This window comes from Mucilaginibacter sp. HD30, assembly GCF_054061755.1.
In genome coordinates this window covers 4177615-4201251 of record NZ_JBSSEO010000001.1, presented here as the reverse complement: position 1 = coordinate 4201251, position 23637 = coordinate 4177615, and the positions used below count along the sequence as shown (strand labels likewise).

22 protein-coding genes are annotated in these 23637 nt (G+C 41.3%); 12 read left to right on the top strand and 10 right to left on the bottom strand.

Features of this window, described 5'->3' with window-relative positions:
- Positions 1-118: 118 nt before the first annotated feature.
- Positions 119-1546: an L-serine ammonia-lyase gene (locus ACVW2L_RS19765; protein ID WP_457129676.1), complete on the bottom strand. Its 1428-nt coding sequence runs from the start codon at positions 1544-1546 to the stop codon at positions 119-121.
- Positions 1547-1663: 117 nt separating this feature from the next.
- Here ACVW2L_RS19765 and ACVW2L_RS19760 point away from each other — a divergent pair, with 117 nt between their 5' ends.
- Together ACVW2L_RS19760 and ACVW2L_RS19755 are read left to right on the top strand one after the other, a co-directional pair.
- Positions 1664-2137, top strand: a complete 474-nt coding sequence (locus ACVW2L_RS19760; RefSeq protein ID WP_457129675.1) for a DUF5684 domain-containing protein — start codon at positions 1664-1666, stop codon at positions 2135-2137.
- Positions 2137-2520 (top strand): DUF2752 domain-containing protein, encoded by a 384-nt coding sequence (locus ACVW2L_RS19755; RefSeq protein WP_457129674.1) that lies wholly within the window; start codon positions 2137-2139, stop codon positions 2518-2520. Before ACVW2L_RS19760 ends, ACVW2L_RS19755 begins: the two co-directional genes overlap by 1 nt.
- Here the strand turns inward: ACVW2L_RS19755 and ACVW2L_RS19750 are convergent.
- Positions 2481-3224, bottom strand: a complete 744-nt coding sequence (locus ACVW2L_RS19750; RefSeq protein WP_457129673.1) for an RDD family protein — start codon at positions 3222-3224, stop codon at positions 2481-2483. The two genes, ACVW2L_RS19755 and ACVW2L_RS19750, sit on opposite strands and share 40 nt — an antisense overlap.
- Positions 3225-3309: 85 nt before the next feature.
- Between ACVW2L_RS19750 and ACVW2L_RS19745 the strand changes: the two genes are divergently transcribed.
- The 6 genes from ACVW2L_RS19745 to ACVW2L_RS19720 are packed head-to-tail and all read left to right on the top strand — an operon-like array spanning position 3310 to position 9366.
- Positions 3310-4272 carry a stage II sporulation protein M gene (locus tag ACVW2L_RS19745; RefSeq protein ID WP_457129672.1) on the top strand — a complete coding sequence of 321 codons (963 nt, stop codon included), beginning with the start codon at positions 3310-3312 and terminating at the stop codon, positions 4270-4272.
- Positions 4259-5146, top strand: coding sequence for a hypothetical protein (locus tag ACVW2L_RS19740; RefSeq protein ID WP_457129671.1), 888 nt, complete (start codon positions 4259-4261; stop codon positions 5144-5146). Before ACVW2L_RS19745 ends, ACVW2L_RS19740 begins: the two co-directional genes overlap by 14 nt.
- A gap of 38 nt (positions 5147-5184) precedes the next feature.
- Positions 5185-5868, top strand: coding sequence for a DUF4129 domain-containing protein (locus ACVW2L_RS19735; protein WP_457129670.1), 684 nt, complete (start codon positions 5185-5187; stop codon positions 5866-5868).
- Positions 5868-7034, top strand: a complete 1167-nt coding sequence (locus ACVW2L_RS19730) for a DUF4350 domain-containing protein (protein WP_457129669.1) — start codon at positions 5868-5870, stop codon at positions 7032-7034. The genes ACVW2L_RS19735 and ACVW2L_RS19730 overlap by 1 nt, the downstream gene beginning before the upstream one ends.
- 5 nt (positions 7035-7039) lie before the next feature.
- The gene (locus tag ACVW2L_RS19725) at positions 7040-8017 is read left to right on the top strand and encodes an AAA family ATPase (protein WP_457129668.1); all 978 of its coding nucleotides are present in this window, start codon (positions 7040-7042) and stop codon (positions 8015-8017) included.
- Positions 8018-8022: 5 nt separating this feature from the next.
- The gene (locus tag ACVW2L_RS19720; protein WP_457129667.1) at positions 8023-9366 is read left to right on the top strand and encodes a DUF58 domain-containing protein; all 1344 of its coding nucleotides are present in this window, start codon (positions 8023-8025) and stop codon (positions 9364-9366) included.
- Here ACVW2L_RS19720 and ACVW2L_RS19715 read toward each other — a convergent pair whose 3' ends face one another.
- The 8 genes from ACVW2L_RS19715 to miaB form a co-directional block, all read right to left on the bottom strand.
- Positions 9367-10167 (bottom strand): mechanosensitive ion channel family protein, encoded by an 801-nt coding sequence (locus tag ACVW2L_RS19715; protein WP_457129666.1) that lies wholly within the window; start codon positions 10165-10167, stop codon positions 9367-9369.
- Between the two features lie 359 nt (positions 10168-10526).
- Positions 10527-12164 (bottom strand): chaperonin GroEL, encoded by a 1638-nt coding sequence (groL, locus tag ACVW2L_RS19710; protein ID WP_457129665.1) that lies wholly within the window; start codon positions 12162-12164, stop codon positions 10527-10529.
- 44 nt (positions 12165-12208) lie between these two features.
- Positions 12209-12499, bottom strand: a complete 291-nt coding sequence (locus ACVW2L_RS19705) for a co-chaperone GroES (protein ID WP_457129664.1) — start codon at positions 12497-12499, stop codon at positions 12209-12211.
- A 236-nt stretch (positions 12500-12735) separates the two neighbouring features.
- Entirely contained in the window at positions 12736-13107 is a 372-nt protein-coding gene (secG, locus tag ACVW2L_RS19700; RefSeq protein WP_457129663.1) for a preprotein translocase subunit SecG, read from the bottom strand.
- Positions 13108-13114: 7 nt separating this feature from the next.
- Entirely contained in the window at positions 13115-14788 is a 1674-nt protein-coding gene (locus ACVW2L_RS19695) for a hypothetical protein (RefSeq protein ID WP_457129662.1), read from the bottom strand.
- A gap of 21 nt (positions 14789-14809) precedes the next feature.
- Positions 14810-15322 carry an LPS assembly lipoprotein LptE gene (gene lptE / locus ACVW2L_RS19690; RefSeq protein WP_457129661.1) on the bottom strand — a complete coding sequence of 171 codons (513 nt, stop codon included), beginning with the start codon at positions 15320-15322 and terminating at the stop codon, positions 14810-14812.
- A gap of 4 nt (positions 15323-15326) precedes the next feature.
- Complete coding sequence (locus ACVW2L_RS19685) at positions 15327-16574, bottom strand: sigma-54 interaction domain-containing protein (RefSeq protein ID WP_457129660.1); 1248 nt, start codon at positions 16572-16574, stop codon at positions 15327-15329.
- 83 nt (positions 16575-16657) lie between these two features.
- A complete protein-coding gene (gene miaB / locus ACVW2L_RS19680) occupies positions 16658-18106 on the bottom strand; it encodes a tRNA (N6-isopentenyl adenosine(37)-C2)-methylthiotransferase MiaB (RefSeq protein ID WP_457129659.1) in 1449 nt (482 codons plus the stop codon).
- A gap of 115 nt (positions 18107-18221) precedes the next feature.
- On the opposite strand from miaB, the gene ACVW2L_RS19675 reads away from it, so the two are divergent.
- From ACVW2L_RS19675 to ACVW2L_RS19660, 4 genes are all read left to right on the top strand, one after another.
- Positions 18222-20111 (top strand): hypothetical protein, encoded by a 1890-nt coding sequence (locus tag ACVW2L_RS19675; RefSeq protein WP_457129658.1) that lies wholly within the window; start codon positions 18222-18224, stop codon positions 20109-20111.
- A gap of 2 nt (positions 20112-20113) precedes the next feature.
- Entirely contained in the window at positions 20114-20773 is a 660-nt protein-coding gene (locus ACVW2L_RS19670) for a hypothetical protein (RefSeq protein ID WP_457129657.1), read from the top strand.
- A 16-nt stretch (positions 20774-20789) separates the two neighbouring features.
- Positions 20790-21884: a hypothetical protein gene (locus ACVW2L_RS19665; protein ID WP_457129656.1), complete on the top strand. Its 1095-nt coding sequence runs from the start codon at positions 20790-20792 to the stop codon at positions 21882-21884.
- A 171-nt stretch (positions 21885-22055) separates the two neighbouring features.
- A complete protein-coding gene (locus ACVW2L_RS19660; RefSeq protein ID WP_457129655.1) occupies positions 22056-23555 on the top strand; it encodes a sensor histidine kinase in 1500 nt (499 codons plus the stop codon).
- Positions 23556-23637: the final 82 nt, after the last annotated feature.

Genomic DNA, 23637 nt, shown 5'->3' with positions numbered 1-23637 from the left:
TACCTTAAAAGCTATTAGTTTCAAACCATTTTGTTCATTTTCATTGCCTGATCAACCAATTAGCTTTTTTAAGACTTTAAAGGAAAATCTAACTATAGGATGTATAGCTCATTGCAAACTAACATTCCGGCAAACTTAACGGAATATTGATGGCCAGGCCGCCATCAGAAGTTTCTTTATATTTAACATTCATGTCCTGCGCGGTTTGCCACATGGTTTTAACAACGGCATCCAAGCTTACTTTAGCCTTATCCGGGTTACTTTGCAAAGCTAGTTGCGATGCTGTTATTGCCTTTATTGCCCCCATGGTATTACGTTCAATACATGGTACCTGCACCAGGCCACCTATTGGATCGCAGGTCATGCCCAAATGGTGTTCCATGGCTATCTCGGCAGCCATTAAAACCTGCCGCTGCGAGCCGCCTAAACGCTCTGTAAGCGCCGCAGCTGCCATAGCCGATGATACACCTATTTCTGCCTGGCAACCGCCCATAGCGGCCGATATAGTGGCTCCTTTTTTAAATATGCTACCTACCTCTGAAGCGGTAAGTAAAAACTTAATAATGTTATCATCATCAAAACCATTGCAAAAAGCTATGTAGTATTGAAGCACTGCCGGTATAACACCCGCCGCTCCGTTTGTTGGAGCCGTTACCACGCGGCCAAATGATGCATTCTCTTCGTTTACGGCCAGCGCAAAGCAGCTTACCCAATCCAGTATATTATGAAAACTATTGCCAGTTTTTCTGATGGCGGCTACCCATTCCTCATAATTACTATAAGCGTTGTCGCCTATCAAACGTTTATTTAATACGTCGGCTCTGCGGGCAACATTAAGGCCGCCCGGCAAATAGCCGCTTGAATGGCATCCCCGGTACATACATTCTGACATCACCTTGAAAATTGCCACCACGCCATCGCGGGTTTCATTCTCGTTTCGCCAGGCCAACTCGTTTTCCATTACAACGTCGGAGATCTTAAGTCCGGTTTTTATGCACCAGTGCAGCAGATTAGCGGCAGTGTCTATCGGGAATGGCAGATCTACTTCAGGCTTGAAACTTCCGCCCTGGCCCTCTGTAACCACAAAGCCACCGCCTATAGAATAATAGGTTTGCGACATGGCCTTTCCATTGGCTAATAAAGCCTGAAAAGTTACGGCGTTGGGATGAAAAGGAAGGCTTTCGTTATAAAGGAACAACAGATCATTATCTATAAAAAAACTAATTTCTTTACTCCCGCCAAGTCGCATGATGTTTCCTGATCGTATCGCATTTATTTCTTCCTCTATTTTATCAACAGGGAAGGTAACCGGATCAAAACCGCTTAAACCTAATAAAATGGCAATATCGGTTCCGTGGCCATGCCCGGTTTTTGCCAGCGAACCGTACAGTAACACTTTAACTTCATTAACCGAAGAAAAAGAATCATTTTTATTAAGCAATTGGACAAACTGCTGTGCCGCGCGCCACGGACCCAAGGTGTGAGAACTTGACGGGCCAATGCCCACCTTAAACATATCAAATACCGAAATCTGCTCGCGCTGCATAGGCGCAAATTTAATTAATAAAAAAGAGCATACTGTTACCGAGTCAGTTTGAAATTTAATTTTTTATATTGCATTGATTATAAACCCTAACTATTTAACCTCTTTATCTTATCAATTATGAATGACTATTCATCAACCACAGCGAACCCTGGCGTGGTAGCCGCATTGTTCGGTATTATCTTTGTTCCTTTTCTTATTATCTGGGTAATTTCTGTAATAGGCAAATGGAAGATCTATGAGAAGGCCGGAAAAGAGGGTTGGGCAGCCATAATCCCAATTTATAATTACATAGTGCTGCTGGAGATTGTAGGCAAGCCCGTTTGGTGGATAATTTTGTTGCTTATACCCTGCGTAAACATTGTAATTTTTATCTGGTTAGCCAACTTATTGGCCAAAAGCTTTGGTCAAAGCGAAGGGTTCACCATTGGGCTTTTACTGCTACCATTTATATTTTATCCGATACTTGGTTTTGGCAATTATGCTTACCTGGGCCCATCAGCCAGCGAAGCAAAATTTGCGGGCATGCCGCAGGACCCATTTAACACTAAACCGCCACGGGATCCATTTGATAACAACCCACTGCAAGTTTAATGGCGCTGATTACTGCCTTAATAAATATATCCCGCGGCCAGCCGGTTTTTATCAGCTGGCTGCGGGATCACTTGTTATCTTGTCCGTTTAAATATATCACCGGTTTAGACTGCCCCGGTTGCGGCTTTCAGCGTGCCGTGCTGGCACTTGTTCAGGGCGATATAAATGAAAGTTTTCGCATTTACGCTCCAACCATTCCGCTATTGCTTTTCTTTACTTATACCCTTACAGACAGGTTTTTTAAACTGGATACAGAAAAAGGCTTGTTAAAAAAGAGTCTTTTTGTTTTAGTTGGCTGGATAGTGCTGATCAATTATGGCATTAAGCTGTGGGGTATTTTCACTCACGATAACTCGCTTGCGTTCGCGGCCGCTACTATGTAATTATAATCTTTGGTAAGCGTTTGTAAAAACCTCATATCATCCATGCCAGTCTGTATGTTCAATACTTGTTTTAACCTGGTGGCTGTATTGTACAAAATAACGCTGTTACCAGATTGAACGTAATTTGTAATTACCTCGTGTATCAGGGCTATATCCTTATCATTTAACTGCACAGCTTCAGGAAAAACCGGGGTATATCCTTCATCCTCCGGCGGGGTGAATGCAATATCCTGCATTTTAGTGCCAGGGCTGGTTCTTATTAAAGCTGTACCCGCTACCATATCTCCAACGCGTTGGTTTTTTTCGCTAACAGCTGCTGATATAAGCGCGCAAAGACTTCCGGTAAGCGAAAAATCAACAATACGGAATAACCACCGTAACATGTATTGCCCAACGGATGGTCTGCCACCGTCAAGACTGATAACTTTGATCTTCATGATTTTTTTTCCGATGCTTTGCCCGTTCATAAATATCTCGCAGAGCAAATCATAAAAAACATATAACAGACCAAAAATGGCTACCATTATGCCAACTGCAATGTTATTAAAATTGCTTCCGGTTAAGCTTAAAGAGATAGCGGCGGCTCCAACAATAACAACAAATAATAATCCATCAAGTATACGTGCCAAAATGCGTGGCCCAACGCCTGCTATTTCATAGTCGATGTCAATATTCTGTGAGGTTGTGATACGGATGGTTGGCATTGCTTAAAATTTATTAGTTGAATATTCAATAAATAGTTGAATGAAACAAATTTTGTATCTAATTTAACCCTGAAATTGATTATAAATGCGCGAACCTTTATTTGTTAAACAAAACTCGGCTAAATGGAAAAGCTTTGAAAACGAGCCATCCAATGACCCTGATGTGCTGGCTGACCGCTTTATTCAGATAACAGACGACCTTGCCTTTGCCAAAACGTTTTACCCCGACTCAAAAACTACAGCTTACCTTAATGCGTTGGCGGCAGGGTTACACCAGTCTATCTACAAAAACAAAACAGAAAAAAGCAACAGGTTTATTTCCTTTTGGAAATTTGAGTTGCCCTTGATATTCTACATCTATCGCAGGCAGTTGCTATACGCGTTTCTATTCTTCTTTGTTTTTTCGTTGATGGGCGCGCTGTCGGCAAAGTACGACGACAGTTTTGTGCGCATTATTATGGGCGATAACTATGTGGATATGACGGAGGCCAACATTGCAAAAAAAGACCCCTTTGCGGTATACAAACAACAAAACGAGTTTTTAATGTGGCTGGCTATTGGTGGCAACAATATTTATGTTGCCCTTAGAACTTTTGTTTGTGGCATATTTGCATCGGTAGGTACGGTATATATGCTGTTTATTAACGGCATTATGCTGGGTTCGTTCCAGTACTTTTTCTTTAGTAAAAGCCTGGGTATGGCATCGGTATTGGTTATATGGGTGCATGGCACGCTAGAGATATCATCTATAATTATTGCAGGCGCGGCGGGGCTTGTATTGGGTAACTCTATATTGTTCCCAAAAACTTTTTCGCGCATAGAATCGCTGAAACGGGGGGCGAAAGACGGAATGAAAATAGCCATAGGCCTGGTGCCTATTTTTATTGTCGCCGCTTTTTTTGAAAGTTTTATAACCCGCCATACCGAAATGCCTATGTGGTTAAGCAGCTTTATATTGGCAGCTTCATTAATTTTTATAATTTGGTACGTAATTATATACCCGTATAAATTATCTAACCCTAAACATATTCACAATGACCCAACCTAATATTGAACTGGCAAAAGTTCGCGACTTCAGCGCCATAATAAGTGATTCATTTTTGTTTTTGAAGCAAAACTTTAAACCGCTTTTACGCTGCTTTTTTACTTTTTGCGGCTTTATTATTGTGGTGGCCATAATTACAAGCATTTTTCAACAGCTAAAAGTTCATGATTTTTATGAAAATAACGGCGTGGAAAACATGTCTTCCAACAAGATATATAACTATTACAGAACGTGGGGCTGGGAGGCGGCCCTCTCCATAATTTTTGCTGTACTAAGCTATACCATCATCCCAATTACAGTGCTATGCTATATTGCTATTTATAAAGCAAACGGAAACGTACCACCTACCAACGAAGAAATGTGGGGGTATATTAAATATTATTACCTGAAGATATTGGGCTGCATGCTGCTTAATGGTATTATAGTTTTTATCGGCGCTGTGTTTTGCCTTGTACCGGGTATTTGGCTATACCCCATTATGTCATTAACACTCCCTATAATTATAATGGAAAACGCTACTTACGGCTACGCTTTTAATCAAAGTTTCCGGTTGATAAAAGATAACTGGTGGACCACATTTGGCGCTATATTTATTATGGCAATAATAGTAGGTATTGCAGCTGCAATAGTTACTGTACCCGCAGCATTGTGGAGCCAATTCTCATTATTACTACACTGGCCCGGCGGTAAAATAGCCACCATTCTCACTTCCGTTTTAGGTCATGTGGCTTTGGTATTGTACATATTACCCGTTATCACAATTGCACTATGTTACTTTAGCCTTAATGAGCAAAAAGAAGGTACCGGCTTAATGGCACGGATAAACCAAATTGGCGAAAACAAAGCTGACAGTAACTTACCCGCCGAAGAATACTAATGCTGCGTTTTTTTTATTTAACTGTATTGTTTATAAGCATGCACGCCGGCATAGCTTTTTGCGCCAAACCTGAAAAGGAAGTAAAAAAGCCATTGGTAGCCAGGTATGATAGTTTGGATATCAGCAAAAGAACGTTCAACCCGCCTGCCTTAGAAAAATACAAGCAGCAAGAAGCATTTCACTATGACGAAGGATATGTGGGAGAATCTTTTTGGGATCGTTTTAAAAGGTGGTTTTGGAGCTTATTTGACAATACAGACAAGAGCATAATTGGGACAGTTGTAACGTATTTACTTATGGGCCTGGGCGTAGCAGCGATTGCTTTTCTTATAATGAAGCTGGCGGGCGTTGATCCGTTTAAAGTTATACGTGGCAAATCTGCGTCGGCAGCGTTACCATACAGCGAGTTTAACGAGAATATTCATGACATTAACATGGATGATGAGTTGGAAAAAGCCGTTAACGTGCACAATTACCGCCTTGCGGTTAGACTGCTTTATCTAAAAAGCCTTAAACAATTAAATGATGCGGGGCTGATACATTGGGAGCCCAATAAAACCAACACCGAATATAGTAATGAATTGCAGGATTTTAACCAACGGCTGGCGTTTAACCTGCTAACCCGGCAGTTTGAATATATATGGTACGGCGAATTTAATATTGATGGCGACGTATTTGCGCGGATAAGTAACCTGTTTAAAGATTTTAAAGTTAAACGCTAATGAAAGACTTTAAGATCTATATTATTATAGGCAGCGTATTGCTAATAATCTACCTGGTTATTCAATACAACAAGCCGGCGCCCGTTAACTGGCAGCCCAGTTTAGCAGCCGCTGATAAAATTCCGTTTGGGACGTTTGTACTGCGCGAGCGTTTAACTGATATTTTTCCGGGGGCGCGGGTTACTAATACAAATAAATCTGTTTACAACTTCTTTCGCCGCCAGATAAAACCCGGCAACTATATCATCATCGCTAAATCTGTTAACATCACCAAGGCAGATTTTGAGCAAATGGTGAGGTATATAAGGGCAGGGAACAATGTATTTATAAGCACATTTACCTGGGACGGGGCGTTTGCTAATAAGCTAAGGCTTGAAACCGGAGTAGAGGATGATAATAAAGCTGCATCTATTAGATTCAACAGTAAATCGCTACAAAACACTACCTCTTACAAATTTGATAAGGATATCAGCACGCAATATTTTTCTTCAATAGACACGGCAAGGGCAACTATCATCAGTAGTAATAAAAATGGCAAGGCCAATTATGTACGTTACCGTTTCGGCAAGGGTAGTTTACTGCTTTGCGCTAACCCCGAACTTTTCACCAATTACAGTTTGCTAAAGCCCCAGGGGGCCGATTATGCCGCCAAAGCATTGTCGTTCCTGCCTGCGCATGACAATATCTATTGGGACCAGTATCAAAATAAAGACATAGTAATTGATAGATCGCCGCTACGGGTTTTCTTTACAAACCCAAGCCTGCAATGGGCATTTTATATAAGTTTGTTGGGTTTAACCTTATTTGTTTTGTTTGAAGTAAAAAGGCGGCAGCGCGTTATTCCGATAATAGAGCCTCTAAAAAATTCGACCGTTGGCTTTGTTGAAGTGGTTGGAAAAGTTTATTACGAAAAACGCGATAACGTCAATATCGCTCATAAAAAAATACTATACCTGCTAAGTTTTTTGCGGGAGCAATACCAGCTTAAAACCACACAACTTGACAAAGAATTTGTTGACAGCCTGGTATGGAAAACCGGGATTGATAACGCTTTGGTACAGGATCTTGTGGACTACATTAATTACATCGGCCACCAAAATAAAGTTAACGACAAAGAACTAATTGAATTGAACCGCCTTATAGAGAAATTTTACCAAAAAATATGAGCACCATGGACGACGAAATATTTGAACAAAGAACAGATCTTAGCAAACTGAGCGCCGCTGTTGAACAGATAAAAGCAGCTATAGGTAAAATTATAGTAGGGCAGCACGATACCATAGAACTGATTATAGCCGGCATTTTGGCCGATGGGCACCTGCTTATTGAAGGGGTACCCGGGGTGGCCAAAACCTTAACCGCTAAATTGATAGCTAAAACCATTAATGCGCAATACTCGCGTATTCAGTTTACGCCAGATCTGATGCCGTCTGATGTGTTGGGAACCTCTGTTTTTAGCCCGAAAACTAACGCGTTTGAGTTTAGGCGCGGACCAATTTTTGGCAACATTATTTTGATAGATGAGATCAACCGCTCGCCGGCCAAAACACAGTCGGCTTTATTTGAGGTGATGGAAGAGCGCCAGGTAACCATTGATGGGCAAACCTATAAAATGCAGGAGCCTTTTATTGTTTTGGCCACGCAAAACCCTATAGAGCAGGAAGGCACCTACCGCTTGCCCGAAGCGCAGCTTGACCGCTTTTTATTTAAGATAGAAGTAAAATACCCATCGCTTGAAGATGAGATAGCCATACTTACTCAACAGCATCAGCAAACACCTGCCGAACAATTAACCCATATAGCCCCGGTACTATCTATCGATGATATTGTAACATTGCGAAAGCAGGTAAAGGGACTGCATGTAGAACCAAAACTACTTGAATTTGCTGCTAAAATTATTCACGAAACACGTAACAACAAATCCTTATACCTGGGCGGCTCGCCACGGGCATCCTTAGCTATAATTAACGCTGCAAAAGCTTTGGCCGCTATAAGAGGGAGGGATTTTATAACGCCTGATGACATTATTGCTACCGCTGTACCTGTTTTGAGGCATCGCATTATGCTTACTCCTGAGAAAGAAATGGAAGGCTTAACGCCGGATGACGTGATCCACCAAATAATTAAAAAAATAGAAGTACCAAGATAATTTTTGTGAAAAGGATCATCAGGTTTTACGCTGATCTGTTTTTAACTAACAGATTATTCATCGCCACTGCCGCTGCAGTGGTGATGTTTATGCTGTCGTTCTTTTTTCCGTGGCTGGGTGTGGTTCCGCAACTATTTTTTTGGGCATTTGTGGTAGTTCTTTTGGTAGACATTATTTTACTTTACAGCACCCCAAAAGGCATCTTCGCGCGGCGCCATGCGCCGGAACGGCTGAGCAACAATGACGACAACCTGCTTGGTGTTTATATGGAAAATAATTACCCGTTTGCTATTAGCGTGGGTGTTATTGATGAGATCCCTTTCCAGTTTCAAAAACGCGACGTTTGGTTTAAAACTAATTTGCAAGCACGCGAGCATAAAGTATTAAATTACATTTTACAGCCCCGAAAACGCGGCGAATACAATTTTGGCTATGTAAGGATCTATGTAAGCTCGCCATTGGGCTTGCTTAACCGCCGGTACAATTTTGAGCAGGCGCAAATACTGCCGGTTTATCCCTCGTTTTTACAAATGCGCAAGTACGAGCTAATGGCCATCTCCAACCGGCTGGATGAATTTGGCATAAAAAAAATAAGGCGCCTTGGTCACAGCCTTGAATTTGAGCAGGTAAAAAACTATGTGCCTGGCGATGATTACCGGGCCATTAACTGGAAGGCGACAGCACGACAAGGTAGTTTAATGACCAACTCTTACACAGACGAAAAATCACAACATGTGTATTGCGTTATTGACAAATCAAGGGTGATGAAAATGCCGTTTGAGGGTTTGAGCCTGCTGGACTATGCCATTAATGCCAGCCTAATTCTTTTAAACGTGGCCATGCTGAAAGAGGATAAAGCGGGGCTGATAACTATATCAGAAAAAAAAGGAACAGTTGTGCCAGCCGATAAACGGGCCACCCAGCTTAATAAAATAATGGAGGCTTTGTATAAAGAGAAGACCCGCTATCTTGAAACCGATATGGGCCTGCTCTATACAACTATTCGCAGTGTATTAAAACAGCGGAGCCTGGTGGTTTTTTTTACCAATTTTGAAAGCCTTTCTGCACTTAACCGGCAATTGCCTTATCTGAAACGAATAGCTAAGTTCCATTTATTGCTGGTGGTGTTTTTTGAAAATACCGAGTTAAAAAAGCTAAGCGAAGAACACGCGGAAGATGTGGAGGGGATCTATATAAAAACCATTGCAGAGAAAATGGCTTTTGATAAAAAGCTTATTGTTAAGGAACTTGCCAAACACGGGATACAATCAATATTGAGTGCTCCCCAGCATTTGAACGTAAATACCATAAACCGTTACCTGGAGATCCAGGCCCGGCAAAAATTATGATCAGGTGCCGAGTAACTTTACCCCGGCAGCCTTTAGCCCTTTAATAATATTTTCCTGAAGCTCCATTTTGGTAGTTAAAAAATCAGAAGGTTTTACCCATACGTTTACTCCGAACCTGATCGAATCAACCTCCAGTGACATAATACCTACTCTTATTGCGGGGCTGGTCAATACGCTCCTGTCAGCCTTAACTGTATCTAAAATAACCTGCTTTACCTGGTCAATATCCACCACATACCCCACCTTAACCTCAAAATCAAGCCGGCGCTTGCCTTCGCGGGTAACGTTTACAATCACCTCGTTAAACAGTTTGCCGTTGGGAATGATGACGGTCTTGTTATCGGCAGTAAGTAATACGGTATAAAATATTTGTATGGAGGTTACTCGCCCATCCTGGCCTTGAGCAACAATGCTGTCGTCCAATTCAAAAGGTTTTAATAACAATATAAGCACACCACCCGCAAAGTTTTGGAACGTGCCTGATAATGCTAAACCAATAGCAACCGTAGCGCCGCCAAGTATAGTGCTAACATTTATTATATCTATCTGGTTTAGCGCTAATACCGATACAATAAGCAACACATACAGTGCTGTTAAAGATAGACTGAGAAAAAATGGCTGTAATGAAGAATGAACTTTTTGCCTGCTCATCCGGCCGCGCAAACGTGTTCCTGTAAACTTAATTATGCGCAGGCCTATTAATAAAATTATTATTGAAAAAACAAACCTGGTGCCGTGTATAAATAGCCATCGGTAGGCCTCGGCATAAAACGCGTGTAAATCGAAATCTTTTAACTTCATGATGGAAGCACGAAGTTAATGAATTAATTACCTTCCGTAAATAGTCACAAATAACTCAGGCACTTTAAATAGTACCCAATCAACCAGCGTTGAGTGTACATGCCTTGTTGTTTGTGTTAAACGTTTCATATTTAGAAGTATTCAATTGTTGTGCCTGATTTGCAGGTTTTAAATACTGATGCAAAAATAAGCTCAGAAAACGCCCGTTTTACCAAAAATTAATCATTTGATTAATTGATGACCGTCTGTTTACCGCATAGTGACAATAACAATCGTATTGAAAACAAAAACCCCTGTACGTAAAAACATACAGGGGTTTTATTAGTTTATTCTGACTCTTACGGAGCCAAGCGTGCATATTACATCATGCCGCCCATACCGCCGCCGCCGCCATTCATTGGGGCGCCGTTAAATTGTTCTTCAGCATCATCAGCCAATACGCACTCTGTTGTTAACAACATAGCTGCAATTGAAGCTGCATTTTCTAAAGCTATACGGCTTACTTTAGTTGGGTCAATTACACCTGCACCAATTAAGTTTTCAAACTTGTCGGTACGTGCATTGTAACCAAAATCACCAGTGCCTTCTTTTACTTTTTGTACAATAATAGAACCTTCAATACCTGCGTTCTCGCAGATTTGACGTAACGGCTCTTCAATAGCACGACGGATGATCTGGATACCAGTATTTTCATCTTCGTTATCGCCTTTAAGATCAGCTAAAGCAGCAACGGCACGGATGAATGCTACACCACCACCAGCAACAATGCCTTCTTCAACAGCAGCGCGGGTTGCGTGTAATGCGTCATCAACGCGGTCTTTTTTCTCTTTCATTTCAACTTCGGTAGCTGCACCAACATATAATACAGCAACACCACCTGATAACTTGGCTAAACGCTCTTGCAGTTTTTCCTTGTCATAATCAGAGGTAGAAGCTTCCATTGAAATGGATATTTCGTTGATACGGCCTTTGATAGCTTCAGCATCACCTTTACCGTTAATAACAGTAGTGTTGTCTTTATCAATAGTTATTTTTTCGGCCTGACCTAAATCGCTTAATTCAGCTGACTCTAATTTGATACCTTTTTCTTCAGATATAACAGTACCACCAGTTAATACAGCGATATCCTCAAGGATAGCTTTACGACGATCGCCAAAACCAGGAGCTTTAACTGCAGCTACTTTCAGTGAGCCACGGATCTTGTTAACTACTAAAGTAGAAAGTGCTTCGCCTTCCAGATCTTCAGCAATAATTAACAATGGTTTGCCTGTTTGAACTTGTTTTTCAAGGATAGGAAGAATTTCCTTCATCGAAGATATTTTCTTGTCGCAGATAAGGATGTATGGGTTCTCTAATTCTGCTTCCATTTTGTCAGTATTAGTAACAAAATAAGCCGAAAGGTAACCACGGTCAAACTGCATACCTTCTACAGTTTTAACTTCAGTTTCAGTACCCTTTGCTTCTTCAACAGTTATTACACCTGCAGTACCTACTTTTTTCATTGCATCTGCAATCATCTCGCCAATTACCTCATCATTGTTTGCTGATATAGAAGCAACTTGTTTGATCTTGCTGAAATCATCACCAACATCTTGTTTTTGTTTCTTTAAATCAGCAACTACTACTTTAACAGCTTTGTCAATGCCACGTTTCAAATCCATTGGGTTTGCACCGGCAGCTACGTTTTTAATACCTGCAGTAACAATAGCCTGCGCTAAAACAGTTGCGGTAGTTGTACCATCACCAGCCTGATCAGCAGTTTTTGAAGCTACTTCTTTAAGCATCTGTGCACCCATATTTTCAATGGTGTCTTTCAACTCAATTTCTTTAGCTACTGTAACACCGTCCTTGGTAACAACAGGTGAACCAAATTTCTTGTCGATAATTACGTTACGACCTTTAGGGCCCAAAGTAACTTTTACCGCATTAGCCAGAATGTCTACGCCTCTTTTTAGCGCGTCTCTTGCTTCAACGTTATATTTAACTTGCTTTGTCATGTGTATTTTAATTTTAATTAATGATTTATTGATTGCTCGATACATTACAAAATAATTCCGTAGATATCGGACTCTCTCATAATTAGATAATCTTTTCCTTCAAGTGGAAACTCTTGTCCAGCAAATTTTCCATAAAGTACTCTATCTCCCTCTTTTACAGTTGGCTTTTTACCATCAGGATCCTCTTCAGATACCGCCACTACTACACCGTTTTGGGGTTTTTCCTGTGCAGTCTCAGGAATATAAATACCTGACGCTGTTTTAGTTTCCGCTGGAGCGGCTTGTATAACTACCCGGTTAGTTGTGCCCGCAATAGGCTTAAATTTAATTGACATAACTTTTTATTTTAGGTTACTTGTAAGTTTTTCTATGTGCTTGCTTTTACACATCAATTATGCCAAGCGGCAAAAAAATTAAAAATTGCCATTATTGGCTGTTTAATTGTCAGTTTTATACCGGTTACTTTTTTTAAGTCTGAAAAGTTTTAACATGGCGTGTCATCATGACAGTTATATATAACACAAAAAAGGCCTTGGGGTTTCCAAAGCCTTTCTATATAAGTTGATAGATATTATTTTTTTGATGTATCTCCTTTTGCCGGTGTGGCAGCCGAAGGGAAGGCAGGCGACGGCGCAAGTGGTGCAGCACTGGTAGTAGGCTTTGCATCAAGCGATTTATTGATCTGCTCCTGATATTTGTTAGCAGTACCAGCGGCGGGGCCGTTTTTAGCTACAACATTAATACCCAATGACAGTACCATTAAGGTGATAGCCAAAACCCATGTACCTTTTTCTAAAAAGTCGCCAGTTTTTTGCACACCCATTAATTGTGATGAGCTTGAAAAATTTGATGAAAGACCACCGCCTTTAGGGTTTTGGATCAATACGATAAGTCCCAGCAACGCACATACTATCACTACCAGGATCACTAATACTATTAACATATCTTTATTAATTTATTTTATTTTCTAATTGTTCAATTTGGCCTGCAAAGTAAAGGCTTTTTTCCGGGAATTTCAACATCAATTTTTTGTATGTTAAAATAGCCTTATGATACAGCATTTGCTCGGTATATATTTTTGCAAGCGTCTCGGTAACAAGTTCGTCCCGGTCTTCAGAGCTTTTCTTTGCCTTATTTTCGCTATCCAGTTTAGCTTTACTGGGATGTTTTATCTGCGGCTCTTCATGAATAAACTTTTCAATTATTTTATCCGCTTTTGTTTCAACAGAAGGTGCATGTTCCTTCGGTGGGATAACTTTTAAATCGCTAACCACCGAGCTTACAGCAAAAATATTTTCAACATACTGTTGCTGCAGGTGGTCTGCGCCAGCTTGTGGCTTTTCTTCAGGCGTAACGGTTTCCGTATGAAATTTACCTTCAACCGCGAAAGGCTGATAAATAGCCGCATGTTCTTTACGCGTTTTATCTAACCACCACATAAAGCTATAAGGTAGCTTCTCGTCATTGTATCTTGAAACACGCTGACGGCTTTGGTTACCCCGCACATCTCGCGTCGCGACATTTGAAGGCTCACGGTATTCTTCATCTGCCGGAAGCGTAGGCTCAAGTACAAAATAATTATTCGCCACCGCCGTTTCCTCAGTTTCTTCAGGATCGTGTGCGGCCTCAGTTTCCGTTGGATGAGGCGTTTCTTCAGTTTCTATCAGGTCACCTGTCTCTTCCTGTTCTGCCAGATCATTTATTACATTCTGCTCGGCTTCATCTGCAACCTTGTCTAATACCGCTAACTGTTCAAGTCCAATATCCTCAATACTTACAATTTCGTCGAATACTTCGTCGTCGATTTCATCATAAGTTTGCGTTGGCTTAATATCTGCTTTGGTATATTCAGTTTCAACTGCAATATCTTTCGTTTGCTCTGTAACCGCCGGGTGTTCAGGCTGTTCACCGGCAGCCGTGATTTCCTCCGCTACTTCAGCCTCAGTTTGTGAAGTTGGAACGACTTTCTCTTCCGTTTGGTTTTCCTCTGCTACTTCGGCATCAATTTCTAATGAAAGGGCAGCATCCTCTTCAACTCGTTTTTCCTCTGCTATTTCAGTATCATCTTCTGATAATAGAACAGCACCCTCTGCTGTCTCGTTTTCTTCCGCTACTTCATTATGAATTTCAGTATCGTGGTCAATAACGGCAGTCGCTACCTCAACCTCCTTATCTGCATCTTCAATTTCAGGATCCTCTTCAAACACTTCTATCTCCTCCGTTTGTTCCTCTGCCTTATAAGCCAGATCAGGATCAATTGGAATATGGAAATAGTTTGATTCATCTACAACAGGGTTAGGTAATTCCAAACCCTTGGGCAGCGGCAGCACTACTTTGGCATCTCCTGGCTTTTGGCAGATTACAATCTGTTCGTCAGATACAGGCAGAAGAGAACCTACAGCATTTGCAATTACATAAAGCAGCTTGGGGTTAACATAAGTACTGGCGCTGTGCAGACTTTCCTCCTCGCGTTTTACGGCCAGTATTGACCGCAGCAAACCGCTTTGGGGAAATTCATTAATAAGCTGTTGTAATTTGAAAGCATTAGCATCAGACAGATCGGCCGGGTTATCCAGCAGATCATAAAAAAAGCCATTCGCACTATTTCTTGTGTATTCGTTCACGCCGTTGAAGCTATAAAATTGTTACCAATTATTAAAGGCTTTGTTAAAAATATCATCAATGATCTGGCTGGTGAGCGTTTGAAGGAGCGCCTGCTCCTGCGATGCCAGATTACCGGAATAATTAATGCTTTTGCTAAAAGTTTGGTCAAACGATATAGTTTTATCTGTTGGATAATCAAACTTAACACGTATGGCCAGCGTAAGCGCCTGTGCTCCGGCTATCGGCGGCGCGTTATTACTTGGCGCCTGTATTGAAACCGGTGCACTCCTGTAATCTGTTATGGCCCCGCTCATATTGGCATTGCCCTCGCCGTTAACAATGCTAAGGCGTGTGGTGGTACGTATGCGAGCCTTAAGCGCTTCGGTAAAGGTTAAGCTTAAATTACTTACAACTAACGGCGCGTTATTTTCAAAAAAAGCTACGTTAACCGTTTTCATTTCGGCGGGGATAGCTGTACTTTTTAAGGTGTAGCACCCTGGCGTTAAAAACGCCAAAACAGCTATAAGGGGTAGCGCTAAAAGAAGTCGTTTCATCAGCTTATAAATTCAGTTCTTTAATTTTTCGGTACAAGGTACGTTCAGATATACCCAGCTCATTAGCGGCAAGCTTACGTTTGCCTTTATGTTTTTTAAGCGCTTTGCGTATCAGGTCAGACTCTTTTTCTATCAGCGACAATGACTCCTCTACTTCTTCGGCGTGTTGCGTTATATTAAAGCTATCGTCATCATTAGTAATTTTATTGATATTATTAACGGGCTGCTGAATAGTAAATTGTTGCTCGCTTGTAACAGGCAGCTCAATATCACGATACAACTGCGTAAGCGTTTGTGAGTGGTTAGGGTAATTGCTTGCCACGCCGCCGTGCTCTATCATATCAACAACCAGCTTCTTTAATTCAACCATATCCCGTTTCATATCAAACAGCACTTTATACAGTATGTCCCGTTCAGAAAAATCTTCTTTTGGCTGATGCTCAAGGCGCATAGGCAAATTACGGTTATTACCATCAGATGGAATGTAGGTAAGCAGCGTTTGCCCGGTTATAAGATGATTTCGCTCTAATACGGCTAATTGCTCTGCCATATTTTTTAGCTGCCTTACGTTACCCGGCCACCCATAGTTGGTGATCATCTGCTGTGCCTCATCATCTAATTGTATGGGTGGCGTGCGGTATTTATCAGTAAAGTCTGAAGTAAATTTGCGAAACAACAGGTAAATGTCTTCTTTTCTTTCGCGTAGCGACGGAATGCGCAGCGGGACTGTATTTAAACGGTAATAAAGGTCCTCGCGAAACTTACCATTTTTAACAGCATCATAAACGTCAACATTGGTAGCTGCAATTACGCGGACGTTAGTTTTTTCAACCTTTGATGAACCTACCCGAATATATTGACCCGACTCCAACACGCGCAGCAGTCTTGCCTGCGTACCCAGGGGCATTTCGGCAATCTCATCTAAAAATATGGTACCACCGTTAACCGTTTCAAAATAACCCTTACGCTCGCCAACTGCCCCGGTGTAAGCTCCTTTTTCGTGACCAAATAGTTCCGAATCAATAGTACCCTCGGGGATAGCGCCGCAGTTAACCGCTATAAACGGCCCGTGCTTGCGCTGGCTCATGTGGTGTATTATGTGCGAGAATACCTCTTTGCCGCTACCGCTCTCGCCGGTAATTAATACCGAAATGTCGGTAGGTGCAACCTGGTTTGCTATATCTATTGCCCGGTTCAGCAACGGCGAATTGCCGATGATACCGAAGCGTTGTTTTATTTCTTGTATTTCCATTGGTAGAGTGAGTGGTTGATTATGTTAGATTAGGTGAATGGTTTTATCAAACACCCAGCTACTGACCTAATCAACCCAATAAACTAATCAACAATTCTTCCCATCAACGTAGCCGTAGTACATCTTTCTGCCATTACATATACATATTGCCCCGGTTTAAATCTTTCATCAACGGGGAAAACCATCATAGCGTTTTGGTCAGTTCTGCCCGCGTAATCGTTTTTTGATTTTTTTGAGAAACCTTCTATCAGTACCTTCTGCACTTTGCCCAACTGCGCTTGCAAACGGTGAAGCGAATGCTGCTGCTGCAAAGCCACAATCTCTGTTAAACGTGCTGCCTTAACAGGCTCGGGTATATCGTCTGCATAGCGTTTTGCTGCTAAAGTACCCGGGCGTTCAGAGTACATAAACATGTAAGCAAAATCGTACTTAACATACTCCATCATGCTTACGGTTTCTTTGTGCTCTTCATCCGTTTCTGTACAAAAACCGGTAATAACATCGGTTGAAATAGCGCAGCCAGGCATAATGCGACGGATAGCATCAATACGGTTGATGTACCAATCGCGATCATAAGTTCGGTTCATCAGGTCCAATATGCGGCTGTTGCCTGATTGTACCGGCAAGTGAATGTACTTGCAAATATTATCGTGCTTAGCCATAGTGTATAAAACCTCGTCGGTAATATCTTTTGGATGCGATGTAGAAAAGCGGATGCGCAGCTCGGGACTAACACCCGCCACCATTTCTAACAGGTTGGCAAAGTTGACTTTAAACGGCTCGTCTTGGCTCTCGCCTGCTGATTCTTGATTCTCACTACTCCATTTGTACGAATCCACATTCTGCCCTAACAAGGTCACCTCGCGGTAGCCCTGATCAAACAAATCAGTACATTCTTTTACAATTGAATAAGGATCGCGGCTGCGTTCGCGGCCACGGGTAAAGGGCACTACGCAGAACGAACACATGTTGTCGCAACCGCGCATAATTGATACAAAGGCATTAATGCCGTTGCTGTTTAACCGTACCGGGCTGATATCTGCATAAGTTTCCTCGCGCGATAGCAATACGTTAACTGCTTTTTGTCCGCTATCAACCTGGTCTATAAGGTTAGGCAGATCACGGTAGGCATCCGGGCCAACAACTACATCAACCAGTTTTTCTTCTTCTAAAAATTTGGCTTTCAAACGCTCGGCCATACAACCAAGCACACCTACCACCATACCGGGGTTTTTAGATTTGGCTGTTTTAAATTCCTTTAAACGGTTGCGTACCCTCGTCTCCGCATTCTCGCGAATGGAACAGGTATTAATAAAGATAACATCGGCACTGGTGTAATCGCCGGTGGTTTCAAAACCCTGTTCTGCTAAAATAGATGCAACTATTTCGCTGTCAGAAAAATTCATGGCGCAGCCATAACTTTCTATATACAATTTGCGCCCGTTATTCTTACCTTCAACCGGCTCTAAAAGTAAAGCCTCGCCCTGTCTGCCCTCATCATGTGTTTTATCCGGAAGAACCAAATCTATCATTTGCTATAAAAATTTGAGCTGCAAAAATACATAAATTTTATATATAGCGTGACAGATTGGCAGAATTAACAAAATCAAGTTTTTGTTGTTATTACATTAAATTAATCCTATTTAAATGGCCGCAGAAAATTCGTTACCCAAAAAAAGCTTTCCCCGCTGGCCATTTATTGTGCTATGTATTTTAATAATTATTGGAGCCGGGACCTGGTATGCTTATAACCGTTATTTTGCAGGCGATAAATGGAAACCTTTATTGCAGGCTAAGTTAAAAGAGATGATCTTAAAATCAACCGACAGTTTGTATCGTATTGAATATTCAGATTTTGATCTCAACCTCGCATCAGGCAACGCTACTTTATCTGATTTTAAGCTGATACCCGACACCAACATTTACAACAAATTAGTTGAACAAAAAAAAGCGCCGGATAACCTTTTTATCCTTGGCGTAGATAAACTCACTATTAAAAATGTAGGCGCAAAAAAGGCTTATCAAGACAAAATACTTAATGTAAGTAGTATAACAATTGATGAACCTCGCCTCACTGTAATTAACAAACGCTACGCTTTTAATGATACGGTTAAGGTTGGTAATCCTAAAACACCTTATCAGTTGGTTAAAAATATATTTAAAGAGGTGCGTGTTGATTCTATCTCACTTAAAAATATCAGCTTAAATTATATTAACAAAAACGAACCGAAAACTAAGCAAACGGCTTTAAAAAACCTGGACATTAATATCTCAAACGTGCTAATAGACTCGTTGTCTGCACAGGATGAAAGCCGTTTTTATTATACCAAAGGCGTAGATGTAATTATTAGGAATTATAAAGTGAAGACACCCGATAGTCTGTATACCTCAGCAATTAAGGAGATCTATTTTTCTACCGCTAAGCGTACCATTAGATTAAATAAGGTTGATTTAACACCCCGCTACAGCCGCAACGCTTTTTACCGCAAGACCGGCGAAAGTGGTGATATTTTCACCATGAAGTTTAAAAAAATCGCCATCAATGATATAGATCTGCAACGCTTTTTGCGCGATCAGAAACTGTATGCCGGAACTATGGATGTTGAGAATGCCGATGTTCAGATCTATCATGATGGCAAATACAAAGGCAAAAAATCATCAAAGATCGGTAAGGATCCGCACCAGGCTTTGCAGAAGGTAGCGTTAGACATGAGGCTAAGTCGGTTAAATATAGCCAATTCTAACATAACGTATTCAGAAACAGACGCAACATCAGAGCAAACCGGATTGATAACATTTAAAAAAACAAACGGATATTTTTTAAATGTCACCAATGATCCGAACGCTAAAAAGAAGAATCATTATATGACGGCTCATATCAAAACATTGTTTATGAGCGCCGCGCCTTTAACTGTTAACTTTAAGTTTGATTTAAACGATAAACGGGGTGGCTTTAATTACTCCGGCCGTTTGGGTAAGTTTGACGGGCGCGTACTCGACAAACTGGTAAAGCCATTGGCGATGGTGCAGGTAAGATCTGCCGATGTTGAGCGGCTTGATTTTAATGTGGATGCCAATAACTATGGCGGTAAAGGTATGCTGCAGTTTTACTACAAAAACCTGAACGTTCAACTACTTAAAAAAGTGGCAGGCAAAAAGGATCTGCAAAACCAGGGCTTTATCTCAACTGTTGCCAACTCGCTTATTATAGAAAACAGTAACCCGGACAGGAAGGGCAATTTCAGGCCCGGCCCCATCAATGTTAAGCGCGATCCCACCACATCGTTCTTTAGCTTTTTGTATAAAGGTTTGTTAGACGGATTAAAACCAAGCGTAGGTTTTGACGCAAAAACCGAAGGTAAGGTTAACAAAGTAATAGAAAAGGTAGGTTCGCTGGTTGATAAGTTCAATAACTTTAAAGAAAACCGTAAATTGAGGCGAGAAGAGCGCAAGCGAAAAAAGGAAGAGAAAAAAATTCTTGAAGAAAAGGCTAAACAAAAGAACGAGGCAGATGCAGGCAAACCGACGGGGAACTAATTATGGCTATTAAATTTTTAAGCACCAAACGCAGCAGAATTGTAGCTGCCGTGATAGTTGTGCCTGTTGTTTTGCTGTTGATAGGCGCCTTGGTTATTAATAGTATATGGTCGCCAATTTTAGCCAGGAAGGTAAGAAATGCCGTTATTAAGGGCAGCGACAGTTTATACCGTGCCGATTTTTCGGATGCGCAACTACACATTCTGCAAGGCAAAATAATGCTTTACAACGTATCATTAATACCAGACACACAGCTTTACCGCCGCAGAGTTAAGCTGGGCACGGCCCCTAATAATTTAGTAAGGCTGAATGCCCGTCGCATCATTTTATCAGAGATCCATCCGTTTAAGCTGTATTTTGGTAAAGTAATAGATATCGGCCGCATTGCCATCAATTCGCCGCACATACAGGTAAGCTACGCACTAAATCATACTAAAGACACTACTGATAAAGACCACCGCACCGCCTGGCAAAAGCTATCCAAAAGCTTTAAGTCGGCCCACGTGGGCGATATTTTTTTGGATAACATCTCTTTTAAATACGATGATTACTCTGGCAACAAAGTTGCCGTGTCTGAAATTAAACAGATGAGCCTGCACGCGCACGATCTGCTGATCGACTCGGCAACGCAAACAGACCGCACCCGTCTTTTAATATTGTAAAGATATATCCGGCGATGTGCAAAATTACTCGGGCCGAACGGCCAATGGGCTATATACCTATTCATTAAAGCGGCTCAAGCTGTCCACTTCAACCGCTAAGCTGGTTGTTACGGGTTTTAAGTTTGATCCCGTAGAGGCTGATGTTTTTTTCGCGAAAAGTCGTAAGGATAAGTTCCAGGTAAGGTTTGATTCTGTGCAACTTAATAACTTCGATTTTTTATCCTACCATAAATACCGCAGCCTTGCAGCAAGCAGCCTAATTATTAACGGCGGAATACTTGATCTGTATAACAATCCCAATAAGATCAGGATATATAAAGACAAGTTGGAAACCTTCCCTAATGTGGCACTTTATAAACTGGAAACTGATTTAAAGATAGATTCCATCGAGCTTAAAAAAATCAATATTACCTACAACGAAGTGGGTAAAAAATCGCATAAAACCGGAACGCTTGTATTTGCAGGTACCAATGCGCTAATAAGGAATGTTACAACCAACCCTAACGCGCTAAAAACAGACAGCATAGCCACAGTAAAGATCAATACCTGGTTTATGGGCAAAGGCAAGCTCAATATTTCCTTCCGTTTTAATTTACGGGCACGCAACGCGCCTTATAGCTTTAAGGGCCATTTGGGCCTAATGCAATTGGAGGCGCTTAATAAAGTCACCATGCCTTTGGCTATGGTAAAAATTACCGAGGGAACAGTAAAAAGCTACGATTTTAACATTCATGGCAATTCCAGCATATCAAGGGGTCATATTGCACTTTTATATAATGACGTTAAGGTTAGGTTACTCCGTGTTAATGATGACAATCTGTTATACTCGCGTAAATTGATCCCTACCTTATTTGCCAACCTGTTTGTAATTAAGCATAACAACCCCGATGAACCCGGCGAAACTCCCCGCACATTCAATGTGGTTTACGCTCGCCCTAAAGATTCTCCGTTCTTTAAAACTGCATGGACAACCATGTTAAAAGGACTTAAACCTACCATGGGTTTAGATGAGAAAACAGAAAGCGCCGTAAAGAAGCGCATGGGCGATATGAGCCAGAAGAAAAAAGACCGTGCGCAAAAGAAAAAAAACAAAGCGTTAAAAAAGAAATAAACCTGCGCTTGTAGTGTAGCAGAAAGGGTGCTACACCCTGCTACAAACGTGCTACATCTGCTACAAAACGCGCTTTGCCCTTTTTCATCCCACGGTTTTGTGTTTTCATCCCAACTGTTTAGCAACTATTAGCAAGCTGCTTACATTGCGGCATATTTAAACCGCATTACAATGGAAGAAGAGTTTGAAATTGATAAGTACAACAAGTCTGAATTTTGGTTGGTTACAGGTGTTTTCATTTTTTTTACGCTAGGCCTTATTAACGATGCCGCAAAAGGCGTAGGATTTAGGCAGGAACAGGTAGTTGGTTTTGCAACGCTGGGTGTAAGCTTATCATATATTGAAAACTACTTTTTGCCTTGGCTTTTCCGGTACATTGCATTATATGGAGTATATGTTTTAGCGCATTTCGTCATTTTAAAAAACCTGGTTAATCGTGTTGCCATACCAACTAATATAATTTACGCCTTGCTGTTGTTTGCCGCACTTATAGGTGTATGGACATGGTCGTCGGTATGGATCAACTACTATCTTTTTTTAAAGCCCGTAAAAGACAGAACCGTTTTATATGGAAGTGTAGGCCTCCAATTGTTTTGGAGAAGCGTAATTACTGTTACATGGGTTACAGGTATTTACGTGGTGTACAGCTACTTAAAATACAAAAAAAATATACTGTTTACTTTTGACGGATTGCGCTTAACGCCACTAAGGCGAGATACTTATATATTATTTGCAATCTGGGCATTACTATATGCATTTATCAATGAGCCGGCAGTGCTTGCGCTACCTGTTATTCCTATATACATTTATTTATCGGCAAGGTTAATACCACTTGTGAAAAGCCAAAACAAGGGCTTTATTAACTACCTGACACGGGTCACCCTGATTGCTTTTGTTATCGGTTTAGTAGTGGTTTTTATCTATGGACTTATGGGGAATTTTAAAGTTGAAACGTTTACACTGATCGCGTTACTTTATGCATCCTCCCAAGTATTTATTGTTGCCCCGGCAACCTGGGCAATTTATCATCATCGGCTATCAAGAAATGCTGAGTTAACCGGCTTAAAAACCGCGCTTGGTCAATCATCTGCCAATCTTGATTTTTTGCGCTCGCAGATTAATCCTCATTTTCTGTTTAATGCGCTTAATACCCTATATGGCACAGCTATACAAGAAAATGCAGACCGCACCGGCGAGGGGATCCAAAAGTTGGGCGATATGATGCGCTTTATGCTGCATGAGAACACGCAGGAAAAAATACCGCTGATGCGCGAAGTTGATTATTTAAAAAACTACATCGATTTGCAAAAATTGCGCACCCACACATCGCCGGATATTGTTATCCAGACAGAAATTGAGGAATCGGTTAATGGCTTGCAGATAGCACCCATGCTGCTCATTCCATTTGTTGAGAATGCCTTTAAGCATGGCATTAGTCTGCGCGAAGCATCGCACATAAAAATAACCCTGCACACAGAGGGGGCCAAACTGTTTTTTGATGTGCACAACAGCGTTCATCCTAAAACAGGTATCGACCCTGAAAAAAACCATACCGGTATTGGCCTGGAGAATGTAAAACAACGCTTGCAATTGCTCTATCCCGACAGGCACGAATTGATGATACGCGAAACCACAAAGGAGTTTTTTGTGCATTTAACGGTACAACTGTAGCCCCCCAGTTTCCATCCCATTAAATCTGTATTTCATCCCAATCACTTGAGCAGCAATACCCCTGCAGGTAATTTTACACCTA

Bases quoted from the DNA above. Each gene is read 5' to 3' on its own strand.
- ACVW2L_RS19765 (WP_457129676.1), bottom strand. From the start codon at position 1,546: ATGCAGCGCGAGCAGATTTCGGTATTTGATATGTTTAAGGTGGGCATT.
- ACVW2L_RS19760 (WP_457129675.1), top strand. From the start codon at position 1,664: ATGAATGACTATTCATCAACCACAGCGAACCCTGGCGTGGTAGCCGCA.
- ACVW2L_RS19755 (WP_457129674.1), top strand. From the start codon at position 2,137: ATGGCGCTGATTACTGCCTTAATAAATATATCCCGCGGCCAGCCGGTT.
- ACVW2L_RS19750 (WP_457129673.1), bottom strand. From the start codon at position 3,224: ATGCCAACCATCCGTATCACAACCTCACAGAATATTGACATCGACTAT.
- ACVW2L_RS19745 (WP_457129672.1), top strand. From the start codon at position 3,310: ATGCGCGAACCTTTATTTGTTAAACAAAACTCGGCTAAATGGAAAAGC.
- ACVW2L_RS19740 (WP_457129671.1), top strand. From the start codon at position 4,259: ATGACCCAACCTAATATTGAACTGGCAAAAGTTCGCGACTTCAGCGCC.
- ACVW2L_RS19735 (WP_457129670.1), top strand. From the start codon at position 5,185: ATGCACGCCGGCATAGCTTTTTGCGCCAAACCTGAAAAGGAAGTAAAA.
- ACVW2L_RS19730 (WP_457129669.1), top strand. From the start codon at position 5,868: ATGAAAGACTTTAAGATCTATATTATTATAGGCAGCGTATTGCTAATA.
- ACVW2L_RS19725 (WP_457129668.1), top strand. From the start codon at position 7,040: ATGGACGACGAAATATTTGAACAAAGAACAGATCTTAGCAAACTGAGC.
- ACVW2L_RS19715 (WP_457129666.1), bottom strand. From the start codon at position 10,167: ATGAAGTTAAAAGATTTCGATTTACACGCGTTTTATGCCGAGGCCTAC.
- groL (WP_457129665.1), bottom strand. From the start codon at position 12,164: ATGACAAAGCAAGTTAAATATAACGTTGAAGCAAGAGACGCGCTAAAA.
- ACVW2L_RS19705 (WP_457129664.1), bottom strand. From the start codon at position 12,499: ATGTCAATTAAATTTAAGCCTATTGCGGGCACAACTAACCGGGTAGTT.
- secG (WP_457129663.1), bottom strand. From the start codon at position 13,107: ATGTTAATAGTATTAGTGATCCTGGTAGTGATAGTATGTGCGTTGCTG.
- lptE (WP_457129661.1), bottom strand. From the start codon at position 15,322: ATGAAACGACTTCTTTTAGCGCTACCCCTTATAGCTGTTTTGGCGTTT.
- ACVW2L_RS19685 (WP_457129660.1), bottom strand. From the start codon at position 16,574: ATGGAAATACAAGAAATAAAACAACGCTTCGGTATCATCGGCAATTCG.
- miaB (WP_457129659.1), bottom strand. From the start codon at position 18,106: ATGATAGATTTGGTTCTTCCGGATAAAACACATGATGAGGGCAGACAG.
- ACVW2L_RS19675 (WP_457129658.1), top strand. From the start codon at position 18,222: ATGGCCGCAGAAAATTCGTTACCCAAAAAAAGCTTTCCCCGCTGGCCA.
- ACVW2L_RS19670 (WP_457129657.1), top strand. From the start codon at position 20,114: ATGGCTATTAAATTTTTAAGCACCAAACGCAGCAGAATTGTAGCTGCC.
- ACVW2L_RS19660 (WP_457129655.1), top strand. From the start codon at position 22,056: ATGGAAGAAGAGTTTGAAATTGATAAGTACAACAAGTCTGAATTTTGG.